The 19985-nt window shown below is 71.3% G+C and carries 15 protein-coding genes and 1 other RNA gene; 10 read left to right on the forward strand and 6 right to left on the reverse strand.

The annotated features are described in order from the left end of the window. Positions 1–787 precede the first annotated feature (787 nt). Positions 788–1489, reverse strand: a complete 702-nt coding sequence (locus WME73_RS42535) for a hypothetical protein (RefSeq protein ID WP_437741979.1) — start codon at positions 1487–1489, stop codon at positions 788–790. Positions 1490–1589: 100 nt separating this feature from the next. Here WME73_RS42535 and WME73_RS42540 point away from each other — a divergent pair, with 100 nt between their 5' ends. Then, positions 1590–2075 (forward strand): nitrate reductase associated protein, encoded by a 486-nt coding sequence (locus WME73_RS42540; protein ID WP_437741980.1) that lies wholly within the window; start codon positions 1590–1592, stop codon positions 2073–2075. 129 nt (positions 2076–2204) lie between these two features. On the opposite strand, the gene WME73_RS42545 is transcribed toward WME73_RS42540, so the two are convergent. The 3 genes from WME73_RS42545 to folP are packed head-to-tail and all read right to left on the reverse strand — an operon-like array spanning position 2205 to position 5378. Beyond that, entirely contained in the window at positions 2205–3143 is a 939-nt protein-coding gene (locus tag WME73_RS42545) for a CdaR family protein (RefSeq protein WP_437741981.1), read from the reverse strand. Continuing rightward, a complete protein-coding gene (gene cdaA / locus WME73_RS42550) occupies positions 3140–4447 on the reverse strand; it encodes a diadenylate cyclase CdaA (protein WP_437741982.1) in 1308 nt (435 codons plus the stop codon). Before cdaA ends, WME73_RS42545 begins: the two co-directional genes overlap by 4 nt. Continuing rightward, positions 4440–5378: a dihydropteroate synthase gene (gene folP / locus WME73_RS42555; RefSeq protein ID WP_437741983.1), complete on the reverse strand. Its 939-nt coding sequence runs from the start codon at positions 5376–5378 to the stop codon at positions 4440–4442. The genes cdaA and folP overlap by 8 nt, the downstream gene beginning before the upstream one ends. 513 nt (positions 5379–5891) lie before the next feature. Here folP and WME73_RS42560 point away from each other — a divergent pair. From WME73_RS42560 to WME73_RS42570, 3 genes are all read left to right on the forward strand, one after another. Beyond that, on the forward strand, positions 5892–7808 hold the full coding sequence (locus WME73_RS42560) for an HDIG domain-containing metalloprotein (protein ID WP_437741984.1): 1917 nt from the start codon (positions 5892–5894) through the stop codon (positions 7806–7808). 65 nt (positions 7809–7873) lie between these two features. Beyond that, positions 7874–9601, forward strand: a complete 1728-nt coding sequence (locus tag WME73_RS42565; protein WP_437913319.1) for an acyl-CoA dehydrogenase family protein — start codon at positions 7874–7876, stop codon at positions 9599–9601. A 290-nt stretch (positions 9602–9891) separates the two neighbouring features. Then, the gene (locus WME73_RS42570) at positions 9892–11103 is read left to right on the forward strand and encodes a serine/threonine-protein kinase (protein ID WP_437913320.1); all 1212 of its coding nucleotides are present in this window, start codon (positions 9892–9894) and stop codon (positions 11101–11103) included. Between the two features lie 66 nt (positions 11104–11169). On the opposite strand, the gene WME73_RS42575 is transcribed toward WME73_RS42570, so the two are convergent. After that, on the reverse strand, positions 11170–11868 hold the full coding sequence (locus tag WME73_RS42575) for a hypothetical protein (RefSeq protein ID WP_437741987.1): 699 nt from the start codon (positions 11866–11868) through the stop codon (positions 11170–11172). A 120-nt stretch (positions 11869–11988) separates the two neighbouring features. Then, positions 11989–13089 (reverse strand): DUF362 domain-containing protein, encoded by a 1101-nt coding sequence (locus WME73_RS42580; RefSeq protein WP_437741988.1) that lies wholly within the window; start codon positions 13087–13089, stop codon positions 11989–11991. A gap of 323 nt (positions 13090–13412) precedes the next feature. Between WME73_RS42580 and WME73_RS42585 the strand changes: the two genes are divergently transcribed. The 6 genes from WME73_RS42585 to WME73_RS42610 all read left to right on the forward strand — a co-directional run bounded on the left by WME73_RS42585 (position 13413) and on the right by WME73_RS42610 (position 19985). After that, the gene (locus WME73_RS42585) at positions 13413–14054 is read left to right on the forward strand and encodes a ComEA family DNA-binding protein (RefSeq protein ID WP_437741989.1); all 642 of its coding nucleotides are present in this window, start codon (positions 13413–13415) and stop codon (positions 14052–14054) included. Between the two features lie 265 nt (positions 14055–14319). Beyond that, on the forward strand, positions 14320–15807 hold the full coding sequence (locus tag WME73_RS42590) for a UDP-N-acetylmuramate--L-alanine ligase (RefSeq protein ID WP_437741990.1): 1488 nt from the start codon (positions 14320–14322) through the stop codon (positions 15805–15807). Continuing rightward, the gene (locus WME73_RS42595; protein ID WP_437741991.1) at positions 15804–16676 is read left to right on the forward strand and encodes an inositol monophosphatase family protein; all 873 of its coding nucleotides are present in this window, start codon (positions 15804–15806) and stop codon (positions 16674–16676) included. Before WME73_RS42590 ends, WME73_RS42595 begins: the two co-directional genes overlap by 4 nt. Positions 16677–16918: 242 nt before the next feature. After that, positions 16919–17111, forward strand: a non-coding RNA gene (gene ssrS / locus WME73_RS42600) — 6S RNA. A gap of 264 nt (positions 17112–17375) precedes the next feature. Further along, positions 17376–18218: a hypothetical protein gene (locus tag WME73_RS42605; RefSeq protein ID WP_437913321.1), complete on the forward strand. Its 843-nt coding sequence runs from the start codon at positions 17376–17378 to the stop codon at positions 18216–18218. Between the two features lie 3 nt (positions 18219–18221). Continuing rightward, entirely contained in the window at positions 18222–19985 is a 1764-nt protein-coding gene (locus tag WME73_RS42610) for an MXAN_5187 family protein (RefSeq protein WP_437913322.1), read from the forward strand.

Genomic DNA, 19985 nt, shown 5'->3' on the forward strand with positions numbered 1-19985 from the left:
GAAGAATTCACGGGTGCCCCCTGGTGCGTTACCGGGTGCGCGCCGCGCACGTGACACGGACAGGAAGGCTGCATTGGCGAGCCCCGGCCAGCTGCGCTTTCGCAGCTTTCGCAGCGTGATGGCGCCGCCGCGCACGACGATGTGCCGCGTGTTTCGGGACCACGAACCTGGCTTTTCATGTCGACACCCGGCCGGGGCGTCACCGCGGTGCTCGTCTCTCTCCTGGGTTGAACCCGGGGCGAGCCGTCGGCCCCGCTGAGCGTCATTGACGCTCGCCGGCGCACCGAACGCGCCGCGCCAGCGAGCGGATCCTGCGCGCGCGCGCAGGACCATGCCGCGGAGCACAGGCCGCGCAGGCAGATCGCCCTTGGTCGACAGGATAACGCATCGCGTTGTAACGGCGCAACGACCGACGCAGATCCAGAGCGGGTCAGTCTCGATTGCAGTGCAGCGTGGGTGGACATGTTCTTGTCCAGGAAGGGCGTTGCGCTGTCGCCCCGAAACATCCCATCTGCTTCGGCGAGGCCGGCTGGTGCCTGGCGGGCCTCCGGGCGCGGTAGCGGCGCGCGCCGCGATGCCACCGGCTCGCCGCACCGAACGCCTGAGTTGTTGAAAGAGAGGCCTCCATCCTCTGCATGAGCAACGGCTCGTGAGCCCTCTTCACGATGTCTGGTGCTGTCCTTCGCTATCGAGAGGTGGAATCGACCCGCGAGATGGACTTCTGCTCTCCTGCCGCCCGGGCGTGCAGCTCGACGTGGCGCGCAGCTGGCCGGTCGCTCGGCGCGGCTCAGCGAGCGGGCGTGATGCTCAAGGAGACCCGGGCCCGCGCGTTCTGGTAGTACGCGTCGAGCGCCTGGGCGAGCCGCTGCCCGACATACCAGCGCTTCAGCGCCGGGGCGACCTCCTCGTAGCGTTGATCCTTGAACGGCGTGGCGCCGGAGCGCAGGACGATTTTGAGCTCGAAATCGGTGGGCTCGAGCATCGGCGCGACCATGCGATCCAGGTACAAGCTCGCGCGCGCCTGGCGGCGCAGCAGCGCGTCGAGCTCGTCGGAGCTCATCCCCTCGGCGGCCGCCGCGGCGAGGAGGCGCGCGCGGCCGCGAGCGCGCTGCTCCAGCGCGATCCGGGCGGCCTCGGCCCGCTGCGCCACCTCCGCCGAGGTCGGCGCCGGCGAGATCGGCAGGCTGGCGAGCAGCGTCTCCGCGATGTGCCTGTCGAGCGCGGCGCGCACATGCCTGTCTCGGTACAGCCCGGGCTCCGCGTCAGGATCGGCGAGCGCCTCGAGGCGGGCCTCGAAGGCGAGCTCCCGCTCGAAGATGAACTGAGGCCGGCGCACGCCGCCCGTCTCCGGCGCATGCCAGCGCACGACGACGCGGTCGAGCGGCACCGGCGCCGCGGCCGACGGCGCGACCTGGCCGTGGGCGCTCGGCGTCAGCGACGCGAGCGTGAGCAACGCGAGCAGCGTCGTGAGGAGCCCGGAGCGGCGCACATCGGCAGGCTAGCGCAACCGCGCCGCGCATCCCATTCCGGGCAGCGCCGCGCTCGCGGAGCGCCCGGGGCGCGGGCAGCGGGTATAGAATGGAGCCACCATGTACAGGCAGTTCGCGCTCGAGGGCGAGGTCCACACCTTGCTCGACTGTGTGCCGCTCTCGGTGCGGCGGAAGCTGGACCTCGCCGAGATCAAGATCTCGCTCGCAGGGTGGCAGGCGCTGTCGCGCGCGGAGCGGCTCGCCCTGTGTCACCTGCCGGCCGACACGGACGAGGACGTCGCCGTCTACGCCGAGGTGCTCCGCGGCTTCGCGGAGCGCGCCGGGGTCGCCCTCGCCCCCCTCGCGGGCGCGCCGGTGCGCCGCGCGGCCTGGGATCGGGACAGCGTCAGCGCGCGGCTGCGCGAACGGCTCGGCCCGGACGGCGCGCTCGACGAGGGCGCGCTCGGCCGCCTGGCGGAGCTGACCGAGGAGGAGCGCTACGCCATCGTCAAGCTTGCCGATCCGAAGCGCGGGCCCGAGAAGCTGCGCGCGCTGCTCGGCGAGCTCGGGCTGTCCCGGGACGCCGGCGCTGCCCGCTCGCCGTGAGCCAGGCCGCGGCGAGGATCCCGGGCGCGACGAAGGCGCGGGGGAGCGCGCTGTCCGCGCGGCTCGCGCGGGGCGAGCTCGTGGTCCTCTCGCGCTGACGTGCGGCGGCGGAGCGTCAGCGCGCCGCGCTCACCACTTCACCATGACCTTCGACGGGTTGACCTCCGCGGTGACGCGCGGAACGTCGACGAGCACGTCGAGGAAGTCGCTGCCCGGCTGGCTCAGATCGAGGCTCGCCGCCTTGGGCTCCACGCGCGCCACGATCGCGTCGGCGTTGACGGCGCCCACGTCCTCCGGCGTCCCCGTGATCCTCACCTGCACCACGGCCGGCGCGACCGTCGCGCGCGGGATGCCGATCACCTCGACCTTGCGCTCGAACGTCCGCGTGGCGAGCTCGCGCCCGATCTCGAGCGTCGCCATCACGCTCTCGAAGCTGTACGTCACGAGCTTGGGCGGCCGATCGAGCGCCAGCTGCCGCTGGTAGGTGCCCTCCGTGAGCCCGCTGATGTCGAACGGGGCGGTGCGCGCGAGCTGCATCACGTCGACGACCGAGCGCGGGCCGCGGGCGCTGACCATCGGCGGCTCGACCGAGACCATCCCCTTCACGAGGAACCCCTGCGCGACGTCCCCGGTGCGGGGGACGTGCACCGGGATGGCCCGGGTGACGACGTCGTCCCAGCCGAGCTCGATCGTCGACGGGTACATCTGCTCGACCATCAGCCCGGCTGGCACGTGGAACATCGACGCGTCGAGGTCGATGTGCGTCACCGTGCCGTTGCGGAGATCGAGCCGCAGCGTCCCGAGGCTCTCGGCGCGCAGGTCGTCGAGCTGCGTCCGGGAGCCGCGCACCGTGACCGCCACCTCGTTCGGGATCTGGGTCATGAGCTGCCGGTTGCTCGACTCGGGCGGGAGGATCGAGACGACGCTGAGCATCAGCGTGCGCTGCGCGTTCTCCGCGCCGTGAATGAAGGCGTAGAGGCACAGCGCGAAGGTGATCGAGAGCAGCTTGAGGCTGAGGTTGTCGAGCAGCGCCGAGCGGAGCGCCTCGCGGATGCCGGCAAGCGTCATGGCTCATCTCGCGGGGGCATCCCCTCCGCGCTCCCCTTGGATGCGGCGGTCGCCGCGACCTGCCCGGTCGGGACGAAGGTGCGCTGTGACGGGACGGGGGAGTCGGTCGCGGCCGCCGCGGGGACGTCGACCATGGCCGGCCGGCCGCGCTCGGACGGGCGATCCGCGTCCTGCGGCGAGGCCGTCCCCCCGGCGCCGGCCCCGGCCGCGGCGCGCAGGTCGGCGCTGGATCCCGTCGCGGCGCGCGCCTCGGCGCCCGAGCGCATCGGCGTGGACGTCGACATCCGCGCCATCGGCCGCGCGTCGGGGTCCACGGCCGCCTTGATCATCGAGGACGTCTTCGAGACCGGCGCTGCAGGCTTGGCCTCGATCGGCGCGGGCTTCGCGGCGGCGGGCTTGGCGGGCTCGTGCGCCTGCCCGGCGCCTTGCGTCGCGCCCACGGCGGGGCCGCGCGCCGCCGGCGTGGGGAGGCTCGCGCGGCCGACCTGGGCGACCTTCTTGGCGAAGCGCCGCCTGCGCGACGAGCGGCCGAAGAGCCCGAGCAGCGCGTGCCGCAGCGACTGGCCATCGAGGTTCGAGACGATGTTGCCGCTGAAGCAGAAGCTGATCGTGCCGCGCTCCTCGCTGACGACGACGACGACCGCGTCGGTCTCCTCGGTGATCCCGAGCGCGGCGCGGTGGCGGGAGCCGAGGCTGGCGTCGAGGATCTTGGTCTCCGGCATCGGGAAGAAGACGCCGGCGCGCGCGATCTTGAGATCGCGGATCAGCACCGCGCCGTCGTGCAGCTTGTTCACCGACTCGGGGACGAACAGCGAGACGAGCAGCTCTCGGGTGACGACCGAGTCGATGTGGATCCCCTCGCTCTTGACGAACTCCAGCACGTTGGCGTCCTGCTCGAAGGCGATGATCGCGCCCATGCGGTGGCGGGCGAGCTCGGTCGCGGCGGCCACCACCTCGTCGATGACGCGCGACTGCTGCTCGCGGCCGCTCGTGAACCAGTTGCTGCCGCCCACGCGGATGAGGGCGCGGCGGATGTCGTTCTGGAAGACGACGACCACGATGAGGATGATCGAGGAGAGGAGCCAGGAGAGGAGGTTGAGGAGCGTCGTCAGGCCGAAGATCTTCGCCCCGAGATAGATGAGGAAGACGATGCCGAGCCCGAGGCCCATCTGCATCGCGCGGGTGCCGCGCAGCACGAGGAGCGCGCGATAGACGACGTAGGCGACGATGAAGATGTCGACGAAGTCCCGGATGACCTGCGTCGCCGGCCTCACCGAGAAGAGTCGGAGGAACCCTTCAACCATCGCCGCGCGCCCCCTGGGCGACGGGGCCGTCCGGGCGCCGACGGTCGCCGGCGCCCGCGCGCTCGATCGCGCGCATCACGTCGAGGGCCTGGCGCACGGGGCGGACGTCGTGGACACGGACGGCCGCGGCGCCGCGCGCGGCGCACGCGATCGCGGCGGCGACGGTGCCGCCGAGGCGGTCCGGGGGCGGCGCGAGCGGCGCTTCCCCGCCGTCGCCTCCCCCCGCGGCCTCCGAGGCCGCGGCGCGCGCCAGGAACGACTTGCGGCTCGGCCCGACGAGCACGGGAAAGCCGAGGGCGCAGAGCTCGTGCAGCCTGGCGCACAGCTCGAGCGACTGGCGCGCGTTCTTCGCGAAGCCGAGGCCCGGATCGAGGACGAGCTCGCCGTCCGGCAAGCCTGCCTCGAGCGCCCGCGCGGCGGCGCTCGACCACTCGCGGGCCACGTCGGCCACGACGTCGTCGTAGGCGTCGTCGGGGTACGCGGAGAAGCCGGCCATCGCCGACATCGGGCCGCGGCTGTGCATGAGCACGAGCGACGCCCCGCGCCGAGCGCAGAGCGCGCCGAGCTCCGCCGCGCTGTCGAGCGAGATCGAGTTGACCACGGCCGCGCCATCGTCGAGCGCGCGCGCCGCGACGGCGGGAGAGGTCGTGTCGATGGAGACCACCGCTCCCCTCTTCACCGCGTCGCGCACGCTCCCGCCGATGCGCGCGATCTGCTCGTCATCCGGCACGGGCCGCGCGCCCGGCCGCGTCGACTCCGCGCCGATGTCGATCATGTCTGCCCCCTCGGAGAGCATCGCATCGATCTGCGCGAGAGCCGTATCTTCATCCGCAAAGCGACCGCCGTCGGAGAACGAGTCCGGCGTGCGGTTCAGGACCCCCATGATCACCACGCTCCTGCGGCGTTCGAGCAGCATGCGCAGCGGGGACATTTCCTGTGGGTAGCAACTTTTGCGCCGAACGGCAATTGTCTGCTCGAATCGATGTTTTCCAGGAGCAATTGGAACATCGCGAGGGGGGTCCGGCGCGTCGCGCTCTGCCAACCGCCGGCTGGGCCGGCGGGCGCGCGCCGGCGTTGGACGGCGCACCGGCGTCCACATTCGCTTCGGGCGCCGGCTTCCCGGCGGCCGTCCCACGCTCGGGCGGGGACTCAGCGCGAACCATGGGGAAGAAACGGTACGGAGGGTACGGAGGGTACGCAGAGAACGGAGGCAATCAGGCAAGGGGAAGCAAGGGGAAGCAAGGCCGAGTCAGCGGCGCGCGGCGCCGGGTCCCCCCCCCACGCTCCGCGCGCCGCTGACTCGGCCTTGCTTCTTTGCTAGGGTCCCGCCTACACATTCACATCGGCGGCCCCTCGCGGTCGTCCGGTGCGGGCGGGGACACGCGCGAGCGTGCCCCGTCAACCGTTTCTCAGGCTGCACCAGCGGACGAGACCGAGCGGTTCCATGCTGCGCACGCGTATCCGGGCAGGTCCCCTCGCCGGCTTCGTCTTGAGCGCCCTCTTCGCGGCGTGCTTCGCCGTGCTCGGCGTGGGCGAGCTCTTCATCCCTGCGCTCAGCCCCGAGATGGGCATGCCTGCGCCCGTGACGCTGCGCGTCCCGTACGGTCCGCGGATCGTGCGCGACACGCACGACGGGAGCTTCACGCTTTCGTACGAGCACAGGCGCGTGATCGTGCCGCGCGGCACGGTCCTCTCGGAGCACAACGAGGATCACAACGCCGCGATGGCGTACGAGACGGTGCGGCGGATGCGGCGGCCCGGGCTCGGCGCGCGCCTCGCGAGCATGTACGCCATCTACCTCATCGTCTGCCTGATGCTGACGGTCTACCTGCGTCGCTTCGGGCAGAACCGGGTGCGGCTGCTCCGCACGCAGGTGGGCATGTTCGTCCTGATGACGGGCTCGCTCATCGTCGCGAAGCTCCTCCTGCTCTTCACGGCGCTGCCCGAGTTCTGGATGCCGGTCGCGGCGCTCCCGCTCTGGGTGGCGATCGCGTTCGATCGGCGGACCGCGTTCCTCGTCGAGGTCGGGGTCGCGTTCATCGCGTCGTCGCTGCTCCGGTTCGACGTCGTGCTCCTGTCGGTGCTGCTCGTGCGCGGCATCGCCGCGACGATGTTCTTCTTCAAGCGCAAGGGCTCGCGGCAGCTGTTCGTCGCGGGCAGCCTGGCGGGCATCGCCGGCGCGATCGGGTTCATCGCGCTGACCGTGCTGTTCGAGGGGAGCTTCGATCTCGGCGCCGATCTGAAGCGCTGGCTCGGCTCCAACGTGCTGGCCTGCATCGGCGGGGGGTTGCTCGTCGGCGTGCTCGGTCGGAGCCTGAGGGAGCCGGCCGAGCGGGCGATGGGGCACGTGCCCCGCGACAAGCTGCTCGACCTCACCGACCTGGAGCAGCCGCTGCTCAAGAAGATGGCGGCAGAGGCGCCGGGCAGCTGGGAGCACGCGCGCGCGATGGCGAACCTCGCCGAGGCCTCGGCCGCGGCGATCGGCGCCGACGCGCTGCTGACGCGCGTGGGCGCCTACTACCACGACCTCGGCAAGACGGTGCAGCCCAAGTACTTCATCGAGAACCTCCCGCCCGGCGAGCGATCGCCGCACGAGGAGCTCGATCCGGAGGTGAGCGCCGACGCGATCATGGCGCACGTCGTGATGGGCACGAAGATCCTGCGTGAGGGCAACATCCCCGAGCCGGTGGTCGAGTTCGCGTACACCCACCACGGCACGCAGGTCGTCGAGTATTTCTGGCACAAGTGCGTCGAGCAAGGGAACCCGAAGGACCTGACGCAGGAGCACTTCCGCTACCCCGGCATGAAGCCGCAGACGAAGGAGACGGCCATCCTGATGCTCGTCGACTCCATCGAGGCGGCGTCGCGGACCATCTGGCCGCCCGAGCACAAGAAGTTCGAGGAGATGATCCAGCGGGTGATGTTCTCGAAGCTCGCGTCTGGTCAGCTCGATCAATCCGGGCTGACGATCGAGGACCTGCGCATCATGACGAGCCGGATGGCGTCGACGCTGGTCAACATGTACCACGGGCGCATCAAGTACCCGTGGCAGCGCGAGAGCGATCGCGCCGGGCACACGCCTGCGCCGCCGACGGTCACGCCGCACCCCACGCGCCCCGGCACGCCCACGCCCGTCCCCGCGTCCAGCGCGCCGGGTCGGGACGGGAGCGCCGCCCCGCCGCCCTCCTCGAGCGCGCGAGGCGCTGTCCCGCCGCCCCCCGCGAGCACTCGGGGCGCTGTGCCGCCGTCCTCCTCGAGCGCGCGGGGCGCGGTCGCGCCCGTCGTCGTGGACGAAGCCGGTGGGCCCGTGAAGGACGAGAGCCCAGCGGAGTCCGTGCGGACGCCGAGGAAGACGCACTGAGCAGGCCGGGCGCGCCGCGCGCTCCCGCGGAGGCCGAGCGGCCTGCTCCAGGAAAGGACGGTCCGATGCCTCCCACGATAGAGCAGAGCTTCATGAAGGCCCTCTTCCACGGCATCATCGCCGAGGACATCATCTTCCCGTATCCCGAGATGCCCGCCGAGGACCGGGAGACGACGTCGATGATGCTCGACAGCGTGCGGAGGTTCTTCGCGTCGAGCGTCGACAGCAGCCGGATCGACCGGGAGCACGCCATCGATCCGGGCGTCCTGGCCGAGATGAAGAGGCTCGGCCTGATGGGCCTGCAGATCCCTGCCGAGCACGGCGGCGTCAACCTCAGCAACATGGCGTATGCGCGCGTGATGCAGGAGATCGGCGGGCTCGACGCGTCGATCGCCGTCACCCTCGGCGCGCACCAGTCGATCGGCTTCAAGGCGATCCAGCTCTTCGGGACGGAGGAGCAGAAGCAGCGCTATCTCCCGAAGCTCGCGACCGGCGAGTGGATGGCGGCCTTCGCCCTGACGGAGCCGGGCGCCGGCTCCGACGCCGCGGCGATCAGGACGCGCGCCGAGATGTCGGCCGACGGCTCGTACTACACCCTGAACGGGTCGAAGATCTGGATCACGAACGGCGGCTTCGCCGACGTCTTCACGGTGTTCGCCCGGACCTCGGCGCTCGAGGAGGGCAAGAAGCCGAAGCTCACCGCCTTCATCGTGGAGCGGAGCATGGGCGTGAAGAGCGGGCCGAACGAGCAGAAGCTCGGGATCCGCGGCTCCTCGACGACGGAGCTCTTCTTCGACGACGTGAAGGTCCCGCGCGAGAACGTTCTGGGCGAGGTCGGCAAGGGCTTCAAGGTCGCCGTCGAGGTGCTCAACAACGGGCGCCTCGGGCTCTCGGCGGGGTGCGTGGGCGCGTGCAACACGCTGATCCGGATGGCGCTCGACCGGGTCCAGGAGCGGCGCGCGTTCGGCCGGAGCATCGGCGACTTCGGGCTCATCAAGGACAAGATCGCGACGATGCTGGCGCACACGTACGCGCTCGAGTCCATCACGTACCTGACGGCGAGCCTCGCCGACGCCAAGGTCCCCGACTTCTCTATCGAGAGCGCGATCTGCAAGGTCATGGGGAGCGAGACCCTGTGGTTCGTGGTCAACGAGACGCTCCAGATCGCCGCCGGCATCGGCTACATGGAGGAGTACCCCTACGAGCGGCACCTGCGCGACGCGCGGATCAACATGATCTTCGAGGGGACGAACGAGATCCTGCGCTGTTTCATGGCGCTCTCCGGGATGAGCGGCCCGGGCAAGTCGCTCGCGGACGTCGCGAAGGCGATGCGAGAGCCCATCAAGGGCTTCGGGCTGCTCAGCGATTTCGCGCTCCGCAAGGCGCGGTCGGTGCTCGGGCGCGAGCGGATGTCGAAGGCGCACCCGCTGCTCAGCCGGGAGGCGGTGATCTTCGAGGACTGCACCTCCGAGCTCGCCACCCACAGCGAGGACATGCTCCGGAAGCACGGGCGGGAGATCGCGGAGATGCAGTACGCGCAGCGCCGCATCGCGGAGATGGCCATCGACCTGTACTGCATGGCCGCGTGCATTTCGCGCACGACCCGGGCCATCGAGCGGCGCGGGGAGGACGGGGCGCGGCGGGAGATCGATCTCACGACCGTGTTCACCGGCATCGCGCAGAAGCGGCTGAGGCAGCACGTCGCTGACTTCCAGAAGAACGACGACGAGCTGCGCAAGGCCATCGCGGTGCGAGCTTATGCGGATCGCGCCTACCCATTCGACATCCTGTAATCGCAGTCCGCCGCACCTCGACGGACATCGATTCACCTCAAGTCACATCGAGTCGCATAGAGTCACACACGCGCCACGCGCGCTTCGGCGCAGTATGCTCATTCATTGTGAGCTGCGCTCTGTTTCGGGACGTTTTCAGCTCACCGCCCGGACGGATTGCTCTATAGTTTGATCAGGCGTAGTATTGGGGGTGGGCCCTTCGACAGGAATCAGGTGATCACTTGTCCCAGGCTAGAGCATTGGGTGGCAGGTGCGGAGCCATGAAGGAGACTGCTGAAGGTCGTGCCGTCATGGACAAGTACCGTCTCGAGCGCAGGCTGGGAGGCGGTGGGATGGGTGATCTGTGGCTGGGCTTCGATATCAAGCTCAGGCGGCGGGTCGTCATCAAGTTCATCCGGAGCTTCGCGGCGACGGAGCCGGAGCTCATCGCCCGCTTCGAGCGCGAGGCCCGCGCGTCCGCGCGTGTCCGGAGCCCCTATGTCATCGAGACCTACGATTACGGCGTCGATCGCGGCTGCGCGTTCATCGTCATGGAGTACCTCGAGGGAGAGGACCTGAATCGCCGCCTCGAGCGCGAGGAGCGGATCCCGCTCGCGCAGGCGACGGCCTTGTTCACGCAGCTCGGCAAGGCGCTCGACGCGATCCACGCCGCGGGGGTGATCCACCGGGATCTGAAGCCGGGGAACATCTTCATCACATCTTCGGCGGGCGACGATCTGGTCAAGGTCGTCGATTTCGGCGTCGCGAAGTCGTCCTGCTCGCGCGATCGGATCACGAAGACGGGCATGGTCCTCGGGACACCCAGGTACATGAGCCCCGAGCAGACCATGGCGCCCAGGCAGGTCGATTACAGGAGCGATCTCTGGTCGATGGCGGTGATCCTCTACCGCGCGATCACCGGCCAGTGTCCCTTCGCGGGCGCCAACATCAATGAGCTGGTCAGGCACATCTGTCAGACGTCGTTCCCGAAGGCGTCCGAGCTCGCGCCGGAGCTCCCGCCCGGGATCGACGCGTTCTTCGCCCGAACGTTCGAGTTCGATCCGGAGGCGCGGTTCCAGTCGGGCAAGGAGATGATGGAAGCGTTCTCCGCGATCGTGCAGGTGCCGGCCTCCCTGCCGTCGTCGGAGTCGCTGCGGGCGATCCCCGTCCCACCGCCGTCCGAGCGGAGCGCCATCGTGAAGCGGAGCGCGATAGGCGCGGTCGCGGCCCCGCTTCGCTGCGCGATGGATGATCAGACGACCATGGCCGCCATGCTGGCGGCGCCGGCGAACGATCTCGGCGGCCCCACGGCGACGGACGCCGCCGTCGAGCCCGCCTCCGCCTCGTGCGACCGGCACAGCGAGGTCGTTCTGGACAGCCGCGTCCTGCCGCCGCTCCGGGTCCCCTGGATGGTCGCCGTCGGCCTGCTCATCGCGGCCGCTTGCGTTGTTTTCCACAGCGTGGCTCAGGGCGCGCCGTGGTCGCTCGAGGCCGCGGAGAGCCCGGCGCCCGGAGGACCGTGATCTCGCGGGGCGCCGCGACGCCGCCCTGGCGGTATCGCCGGCCATCGCCAGGGCGCGGCGGCGCCGTTACCGCGCGCTGGTCGTGGGCGCGTCGGTGATGCCGGACGTCCACTTGAGCTTCGGGGCGCCCTCGTCGATCCAGCGGTCGCGCACCCGGCGCGCGAGCTCGGGGTGCTGGGTCGACTTCACGGCCATCGCGGCCACGAGGCATGTCCCCGGCCACGACTCGTAGACGGCGATCGCGCCGACGTACTCGTCGCTCGCAAGCACCGAGTCGACGCTGCCCTGGAGGACCTTGAACACGAGCGGCCGCACCTCACCGTCGATCTCCTGCGTCGTGCGGATGATCTGCGCCTCCCCGAGCCGCACGCCATAACCGTCGGCGAGCGGCGCGTTCTTCGCCCAGAACTCGTCGAGGCAGCTGTCGGGGTCGCTCGGCCCCGTGGTGGTCGTGTAGACGACCGACAGGGCGGCGTAGTGCTCGTCGCCGTACCGGAAGGTCGCGCGCGTCGGGTAGGTCAAGATCCGCACCCTGCGCCAGCTCTTCCAGTCGACCAGGGGCACGTCGAGCGTGTTGAACCGGTCCTGCCGCCTCCCCCACGGCTCGGCCAGCAGCCGCTCTAGCGCGGCCCGCTCGGGGTCTGCCGCGTCGCCCCCCGGGTTCTCGCGGGTGACCGACGCCGGCGTCGGAGGCAACCCCGGCGGCCTCGTCGGGGGGGTGCTGCTGCAGGCGACGAGCGCGAGGGACGCGAGGACCGGGACCACCGGCGCGGCCCTCCGGCGTGTGGACGAGCGCGCAGTCGACCTGGAGCAGGACATGAGCAACACGAGCCTCGGCGAGCGGCCTCATCGACGGCGGTCACGCGGGCGGATCCCGCGGCGCCGCTACAATCCGACCTCGCGCATCGCGATTTTATTCTTGTCGAAGACGCCCAGACCGAGCTCGCCCGCGATGCGAATGTACGAAGGTTCACGGCTCGCCTCCTTCAGCGTGGGCAACCCGTTCTCCTTGCGCCACGTCTCGACCACGCCCCAGCCGATCACGTCCATCGCGACCGGATCGGTCGTCGCGTAGACCGACTCGTGGAGGACGCGCCGCTTCGGGTTCTTGTCGAGCGGGCCCTGGTCGTAGATGAGCTTGAAGCCGTCCGTGATGTGCAGGCGGACACGGCTCTTCACGATGTCCTGCCCGTAGAGCTCCGCGATCTGCGGGCTCGCGGTGTGCTCGTGGAAGGAGTGCGGGTTGATGGTCGCGCCGTGGGTGATGTTCTTGAGGCAGCCGGTATAGCCGCAGATCGAGTGGTCCTTGATCAGCGAGACGTTGATCACCGCCGTCGCCTGGGTGAACGGGCGCACGAACTTGGTGGGGATGCCGCAGACCGAGATGCTCGGCATCACCGCGTCCTTGTTCTCGTGCACCGCGGCGCGGATCCCGGCCGGGAACTCGGCCGCCGGCTTGGCGCTGCGGTCGGCGCAGCGGGTGCCGGCGAGGAAGGACGGGTACTGCTCGAAGATCTCCACGTTCTCCGCGGGGACGCCCGCCGCGATCACCCCGCGCACGATCTCGAGCACGAGCTCCTTGTTGGTGGCCATGGTCGCCCCCTTCTGGCCGGCGATCCCGTTGGTCTTGATCGCCACACGGTCGTCCTTGTGGACGAACCGCGCGAAGGCGGCCCCGAGGTCGGCCTTCCCGGTGAGCTCGGCCATCGCCCGTTCGAGCATCACCTTCGCCGCGGACGCGTCGGGCCAGAGGCCGTTCGGCTGCATCGAGTTCGACTTCGTGACCTTCACGATCTTCCCCGGAATGGAGAGCGGCGTGAAGCCGGGGGGCGGCGCGGCCGCGAGGCTCAGGGGCGCCTCCGCGAACGCCGCGCGCGGGCCGAGGAGCGCGGCGCCCGCGGCGCCGGCGACGAGCCCGCCGAGGAAGCCTCGGCGCGAGCGCCCCGCGGGGCCGGGATCAACGAAGCGACGGGGATCGTGGGGCATAAGACCTCGTGGTGAGCGCCTCGCGGCGGTGGCGGATGCCGCCGGTCGCGGGGCGCCCGGGGCGCTGATGGTAGCCGAGCTTCTCGCTCGAGACACGGCGCTCGGCCGCCCGGCGGCGAGGTCGACCGCGCCGCGCGCCTCCGCCATGGCGGCGCCAGGCCCCGGAGCGCCTCCCACCCGGGATTTGCTCGGGTTTCCTGGCAAGCGCGCGCCGGCACGCCGCTCGCTTGGCGGCGACGCCGACGAGACGAACGCCGCTCACGGGTGCGCGGAGGGCGACGTCCTTGGCACGAGACGGGAAGACCGGAAGGAGACGCGGCACGATGCAAGCGACATCGAAGGAGACAGGCTCGCCCGCCGGGCCGGCCGATGCAGTGCAGGACAACGAGGTGATTCGCCCCTGGCGAGAGCGGGCGCTGGCAGCGCTGAGGGACTCGGCCTGGACCGCGCTGGGCGGCAAGGTCGCGGCCTACATTGCGGGGTTCTTCGCGCTGGCGCTCGTGGGCTCCGGGCACGCGCTGAGCCTGCTCCCGGCCCGCCCGGCAAACCCGGCCCGCCCGACAGACCCGACCGCGGAGCTGGCGATGGTCGCCGGCGATCCAGCGCCGCTCGGCTCCGCCGGAAGCCCGCCGCCCCAGGCCGGAAGCCCGCCGCCCCAGGCCACCTCCGAGCCCGGCGCCGACGCGGGAGCTGCAGCGGTAGAGCCGCCGCCGCCCAGCGATGGCGGGGCCGGCGCTCCTGCGGGCGGCGGCGTGACCGCAGACGGAAAGGTCGTGCTGAACCTCGCGACCGAGGCGGACCTCCGGCGCCTTCCCGGCGTCGGCCCGGCGAAGGCGGCCGCGATCCTGGCGCTGCGAGCCAAGCTCAAGCGCTTCCGGAAGGTCGATGACCTGCTCCGGGTCAAGGGGCTGGGCCGGCGGTCGCTGAAGCGGCTGAGGCCGCTCGTGCTCGTCGATCCGCCTTGACGCTGGACGCGAGCCGCAGCGCAGCTCGCCGCCTCGGTCGAGCCGTCCAGACAGGGAGTCTGCCAGGACCGGTCAACGCGCGGAGCGCGAGATGTCGAGTCAAGGCGCGCTCGTTCTCTTCGGTATCCCCGCAACGAGATCGCGCGCGCGACTCCAGACGTCGCGGACGCGGCGCGCGGCGACTCCCTGGGACCGGCGCGGTCTGGCGAGCTCTCGCGCGGATGCCCCCTTGCCCCCCCGGGGCGCTCGGGCACACTGCGCCGCGATGCACGTCCACTTCGTCGCCGTCGCGGGCACCGGCATGGGTGCGCTGGCGGGGCTCTTCAAGGCCGCGGGGCACGACGTCTCGGGCTCCGACGCCTCGTTCTACCCGCCCATGGGGCCGGCCCTCGAGCGGTGGGGCATCCGCCTCCTGACCGGGTTCGATCCCGCGCACCTCGACCCCCGGCCCGATCTCGTCGTGATCGGCAACGTCTGCCGCCCGACGAACCCCGAGGCCCGCGCCGCGATCGACGGAGGCATGCGGGTGACCACGATGGCGCACGCGCTCGCGGATCACATGCTCACCGGCCGCTCCCCGCTCGTCGTGGCCGGCACGCACGGCAAGACGACGACGAGCTCGATGTGCGCGTGGATCCTTCACGAGGCGGGCAGGGACCCTGGCTTCCTCATCGGCGGCCTGCCGAAGAACTTCGAGGCGAGCTTCCGCCTGCCCCGGAGCGCCTCCTCGGCGAGCGACCGCCGCGGCCTGCCGCTCCTCGGCGAGGCGGGCGCTGGGCGCCGCAGGACGCCGTTCGTCGTCGAAGGCGACGAGTACGACACCGCCTTCTTCGAGAAGACGCCGAAGTTCTGGCACTACCAGCCCGAGGTGGGCGTCGTCACGTCGATGGAGCACGATCACATCGACATCTACCCCGACGCCGCGTCCTACGAGGCGGCGTTCCGCGGGTTCGTCGAGCGGATCCCGGAGACCGGGCTCCTCGTGGCGGCGGCGCACGATCCGCGGGTCGTCGAGCTGGTGTCGCGATCGGCGCGCGCAGAGGTGGCGTGGTTCGCGCTCGAGGGCGACGACACGCACGGGCAGCCGCCGCACTGGCTCGCCGCGCCCGCGGAGGCCGGCGAGAGCGGCCAGTCGTTCGATCTGTACGCCGGCGGCGTCCTGGCCGGGCGCTTCGCCCTGCAGATGCCGGGGCACCACAACGTGCGCAACGCCATCGCCGCGATCGCGGCCGCGGCGCAGGGCTTCGGCGTGCCGCTCTCGACCGCGACCACGGCGCTCGCCGGCTTCGCGGGCGTCCGGCGCCGGCAGGACCTCCTCTTCGAGGCGCGCGGGGTCCGCGTCTACGACGACTTCGCGCACCACCCGACCGCGGTGGACGAGACGCTGCGCGCGCTCCGGTCCAGGCACCCGGGAGGCGCGCTGTGGGCGGTGTTCGAGCCGCGCAGCGCGACCGCGTGCCGCGCCCTCCACCAGGAGCCTTACGGGCGCGCGTTCGACGCGGCCGACCGCGTCGTGCTTGCGCCGCTCGGGCGCCCGGACATCGCCGCCGGCGAGCGGCTCGATCTCGACAGGCTGGTGCGCGACATCGAGCGCGGGGGCAAGCGCGCGGAGGCGGCGGCCTCGGTGGAAGCGATCGTCGCCGCGATCGCGCGCGACGCGCGGGAGGGCGACACGATCGCGCTCCTGTCCAACGGGGCGTTCGGCGGCATCTACGAGAAGCTCCGCGGCGCGCTGTCGGCGGGGGCGCGATGAGCGGGCGCGGATCAGCCGAGCTGCTCGATTTCTCCGAGATCGCGTTGCGCGTCGCCGAGGAGGCGGGAGCGCTCGTCCAGGCCGGGTTCCGGGCAGGGCCGCGCGGCCTGCACGTGGAGGAGAAGGGGCCGCACGATCTCGTGACCGAGTTCGACCGGGCGAGCGAGGACCTGCTCGTCGCGCGGCTCGACGCGCTCACGCCCGGCGTCGCCGTCGTCGGCGAGGAGCAGAGCGCCGCGCGCCGCGCGGAGCCGCGCGGCGGGCTCGTCTGGTACGTCGATCCGCTCGACGGCACGACGAACTTCGTCCACGGCCATCCGTTCTGGTGCGTGTCCGTCGGCCTGATGGATGACGACGTGCCCGTCGCCGGCGCCGTCGTCGCGCCCGCGCTCGGGCTCCGCTGGACGGGCTTCCGGCCGCGCGGCGCCGCTCGCGCGCCGGTGGGCACGGCGGCGATCGACGGAGAGGCGCGCCGCAACGGCGAGCGATGCGCGGTCAGCGCCACGGCGTCGCTGGAGCGCGCGATGGTGGCGACCGGCTTCCCGCCGATCCGCGACCGGGCGCCGGACAACAACTTCGACGCCTTCATGACCGTCAAGCGCAACGCGCAGGCCGTGCGTCGTTGCGGCAGCGCGGCCATCGATCTCTGCATGGTCGCGGACGGAACCTACGATGCGTACTGGGAGCGCCGGCTGCATGCATGGGACGTCGCCGCCGGAAGCGCGATCGTGCGCGGCGCGGGCGGCGTCATCACCGCGCTCGACGGCGGTCCGCCGAACTACTACACAGGCAACATCGTGGCGTCGAACGGCCTCGTCCATGCCCCCATCGTCGCGCTGTTCTCTCACCCGGGCTCGCCGACCTGCTAGGCGCCGGCCAGCTCGGGGCTACCCGTACGCCATCAGGCTCTCGCGCATCTCGCGCCTCTCGCGCATGACGCGTGCAGGACTCACGGGTGAATCGGGCGAGATCCTTGCGCGATTCATGCATGACCCGTGCGAGCGATGTGAACGGCGAACGGCGAACGGTGACCGGCGAACGCGACCATCAAAACATGAGAACGTGCGGAAGAGCTGTTGACGGAGCCGCCCAGTGAACTATCCTATGGTTGTTCCCTCTGCCGACTTCGTGAGGCGCTGGACGATTGAATCCCGAGTAAGCAAGAACCAGGGAGCCAACAACGATACCGTGGTGAGCTAGGCCCGGAACCATTCACCGGGAAGCCTGAAGCGGTACTTAGGCTCCCACCTAGCAGCTATGCTAGGGGTTCAAGTCCTTCGGCCCACGTCCTCGGCGGTACGGAACATCTCTCCCCTGCGGGCCGTCCAAGCGGCCCGCAGTTTTTTGATGCCCTCGACATGCGCGCGGCGACCGGCGCACCGCGGCATCACCTGACGGCGGGGGGTACCCCCGCCTTGTCCGGTGCCGCGGCGCTCGCGGCACCGGACAAGGCCAAGCACACCGCACAAGGAACGGGGAGCCCGGAGGGCGGCGCGGGCGGGGCGCGCGGCGCACGGCCCGGCTTTTGTTTCCGTTCTCATCCCCCTTCCGGTAGCTTCGGGCCTGCGATGGATACGAGATCCCCTCGATCTGCAGGTGCGCAGCACGACGAGCAGCGCCCGCTCGTCGGCGCAGCGCGGTTTGGGTCGTCAAGCCACCTCGCGCGCCGCCTCCCCGGCAGCTCGCGCTTCGTCCGGCGCCTGGCCTTGACGCTCGCGATCCTCACCGTGCCCGGGGCCGCCCTGGCGGCGGTGACGATCAAGGGCCGGGCCACGGGCATGCCCAAGCTCCTGAACCCGGTCTGGAACGAGGCCAAGGACCCGAAGGCGAACCGGTACACCTTCCGCGAGCCGTCCCCGACCGTCCGCGCCGATGTCCGCGCGCTCTTCGGCTACGCGCCGAAGGAGCTGTGCATCGCCGCGCTCGGCGAGAAGGGCGCGCCGCTCAAGACGCCGCGCTCGATCGTCATCGCGGGCGGGCGCACCTCCCCGGTGACGCTCGTCGTCGCCGAGGGCCAGCAGATCCAGTTCGAGAACCAGGACCCGTTCCCGCACAAGATCTACGACGTCGGCAACAAAGGGCTCCAGCCGGTCGAGATCGCCGCGGCCAAGACCCGCGCCTGGACACCGCCAGGCCCCGGCAAGTACGAGCTCCGCGACCAGCTCGCCCCGAGCGTCCGGTCGTGGATCGTCGTCGAGCCGAGGGCGGTGGCCGTCGCCTACCCGGATCGTCAGGGCAACTTCGCCATGGAGATCGAGGCCGGCACGTACACGCTGCAGGGCTACTTCAACGGCGAGCCGGTCGGGAAGGCCATCGAGGCGATCGTGAAGCCCGGGCCGGACGAGCAGTTCATCAAGGACCCGGTCGTCGTGGGTGAGGCCGGCGGAGCGAGCGCGGAGGCTGGAAAGTAGGCCATGCTGCTGTCGCGTTTCTGGTACGGGGTGCTCGCGCTCGCGCTCGGCGCCGCGGTCTTCATCCTCTTCGTCGCCGCGCAGCTCTACAACCGCTCGAGCCACCGCGCGATGAGCGAGGCGCTCAGCGCCGACTCCAGCGCGGTCGAGTGGTTCCTCAACGACGACGCCCGGAAGCGCTCGAGCGCGCTCATCCGGGTCGCGCTGAACCCGGCCCTGCGGACCGCGCTCGCCAAGTCGTCGGCCGAGGCCAAGCCCGGCGCCGAGCTGCGCGAGAAGGCCCGCACCGCGCTGCGCACCGCGACCGCGGAGGTGCCCCCGGAGCTCAAGTTCGATCACGTGTGGGCCGTCGACGCGGCGGGGCGGGTGATGGCGTCGGTGGACTTCGAGCACCGCGAGGACTGGGAGCTCGGCGGCTACCCGCTGGTCGCCGACGCCCTCCACGGCTGGATCCGCGATGACGCGTGGGTCTGGAAGGGCCGCATCCTCCGCGTCGTGGCGCGCCCCGTCGAGCAGGACGTCAACGGCGAGCCGGTCGGCGCCGTGATCGGCGCCAAGATCATCGACGACACCTTCGCCCGCGCCGTCACGAAGCGCACCGGCGCCGCGGTCGGCTTCTACGCCGAGGGGTCGCGCGTCGCCTCCGGCGCGCCCGAGGGGTTCGACAAGTCGAACCTCGACCAGATCACGCAGGATCTGAAGCTGCTCGACGACAACAAGGACTACATCGAGAAGGGGCGCTCGGAGGTCCGCGTCATCGGCCAGCACCTCGGCGTGGTCTACGCGCGGCTGCCCGGCGAGGCGTGGGAGCTCGGCGCCGGCTACGCGGTCGGCCGCCTCGCGGCGTCGGTCGACTCGCCGCTCAACTTCCTCGACAAGGCGAACAACGACGACAAGAGCGAGGTGCCCACGGTGCTGATCCTGGTCGGCGTCCTCGCCATGGCCGCGATCGGGCTGGTGCTCTCGTTCCTGGAGCACACGCGGCCGCTCCACGTCTTCCGCGGCGAGGCGGCGCGCTTCTCCAAGGGCGAGGTCGACGTGCTGGCGCCGAGCCGCTTCCGCGGCGCCTACCGGAAGATCGCGGCCGACATCAACGACGGCGTCGAGAAGGTGGCCGCGAAGGGCGGCGCGCCCCGGAAGGCCGCCGACCTCGAGCAGGTGCTCGGCCCGATCCCGACGCAGCCGGCGATGAGCGCGTTCTCGGTGCCGCTCGGCCCCGGCGAGCCGCGCCCTGACTCGCGCCCCTCGTACCCGAAGCCCATGGTGAGCCCGCGCGGCCCCACGCGGCGGCCCGGCTCGCACCCGCTCAGCGGCCCGCCGCCGGCCCGCGACTCCGTGGAGCCGGTCGAGGCGATCGAGGAGGTCTCGGACGCGGGGATGGCGATCTCCGCCCTCGAGCCCGCGGGCGCTCCCGGGCGCCCGCCGCCGCGGCGCCCGCCGCCGCCGCCGCCGCCCAGGGCGCCGGGGGCGCCCGCCGTGCCGAACCCGCTCCCCGAGCCGATGAGCGCGCCGGAAGCGCCGACCGCGCGGCAGGACGGCGCCGGAGATCCGGACGAGCTCACCGAATGGAACGCCGTCTACGAGGAGTTCCTGTCGGTCAAGCAGCAGTGCGGGGAGCCCACGAACGCGCTCACCTTCGAGAAGTTCAAGGGGACCCTGCAGCGCAACAAGGACGCGCTCGTGGCTCGCCACAACTGCTCGCGTGTTCGCTTCACGGTCTACGTGAAGGACGGCAAGGCGGCGCTCAAGGCGTCTCCGGTGAAGTGA

It is taken from the genome of Sorangium sp. So ce302 (assembly GCF_051530145.1).
GTDB classification, from domain to species: Bacteria; Myxococcota_A; Polyangia; order Polyangiales; family Polyangiaceae; genus Sorangium; species Sorangium cellulosum_B.

Bases quoted from the DNA above. Each gene is read 5' to 3' on its own strand.
- WME73_RS42610 (WP_437913322.1), top strand. From the start codon at position 18,222: ATGCTGCTGTCGCGTTTCTGGTACGGGGTGCTCGCGCTCGCGCTCGGC.
- WME73_RS42590 (WP_437741990.1), top strand. From the start codon at position 14,320: ATGCACGTCCACTTCGTCGCCGTCGCGGGCACCGGCATGGGTGCGCTG.
- WME73_RS42605 (WP_437913321.1), top strand. From the start codon at position 17,376: ATGGATACGAGATCCCCTCGATCTGCAGGTGCGCAGCACGACGAGCAG.
- folP (WP_437741983.1), bottom strand. From the start codon at position 5,378: ATGTCCCCGCTGCGCATGCTGCTCGAACGCCGCAGGAGCGTGGTGATC.
- WME73_RS42560 (WP_437741984.1), top strand. From the start codon at position 5,892: ATGCTGCGCACGCGTATCCGGGCAGGTCCCCTCGCCGGCTTCGTCTTG.
- WME73_RS42595 (WP_437741991.1), top strand. From the start codon at position 15,804: ATGAGCGGGCGCGGATCAGCCGAGCTGCTCGATTTCTCCGAGATCGCG.
- WME73_RS42565 (WP_437913319.1), top strand. From the start codon at position 7,874: ATGCCTCCCACGATAGAGCAGAGCTTCATGAAGGCCCTCTTCCACGGC.
- WME73_RS42580 (WP_437741988.1), bottom strand. From the start codon at position 13,089: ATGCCCCACGATCCCCGTCGCTTCGTTGATCCCGGCCCCGCGGGGCGC.
- cdaA (WP_437741982.1), bottom strand. From the start codon at position 4,447: ATGGTTGAAGGGTTCCTCCGACTCTTCTCGGTGAGGCCGGCGACGCAG.
- WME73_RS42585 (WP_437741989.1), top strand. From the start codon at position 13,413: ATGCAAGCGACATCGAAGGAGACAGGCTCGCCCGCCGGGCCGGCCGAT.
- WME73_RS42540 (WP_437741980.1), top strand. From the start codon at position 1,590: ATGTACAGGCAGTTCGCGCTCGAGGGCGAGGTCCACACCTTGCTCGAC.
- WME73_RS42545 (WP_437741981.1), bottom strand. From the start codon at position 3,143: ATGACGCTTGCCGGCATCCGCGAGGCGCTCCGCTCGGCGCTGCTCGAC.
- WME73_RS42570 (WP_437913320.1), top strand. From the start codon at position 9,892: ATGGACAAGTACCGTCTCGAGCGCAGGCTGGGAGGCGGTGGGATGGGT.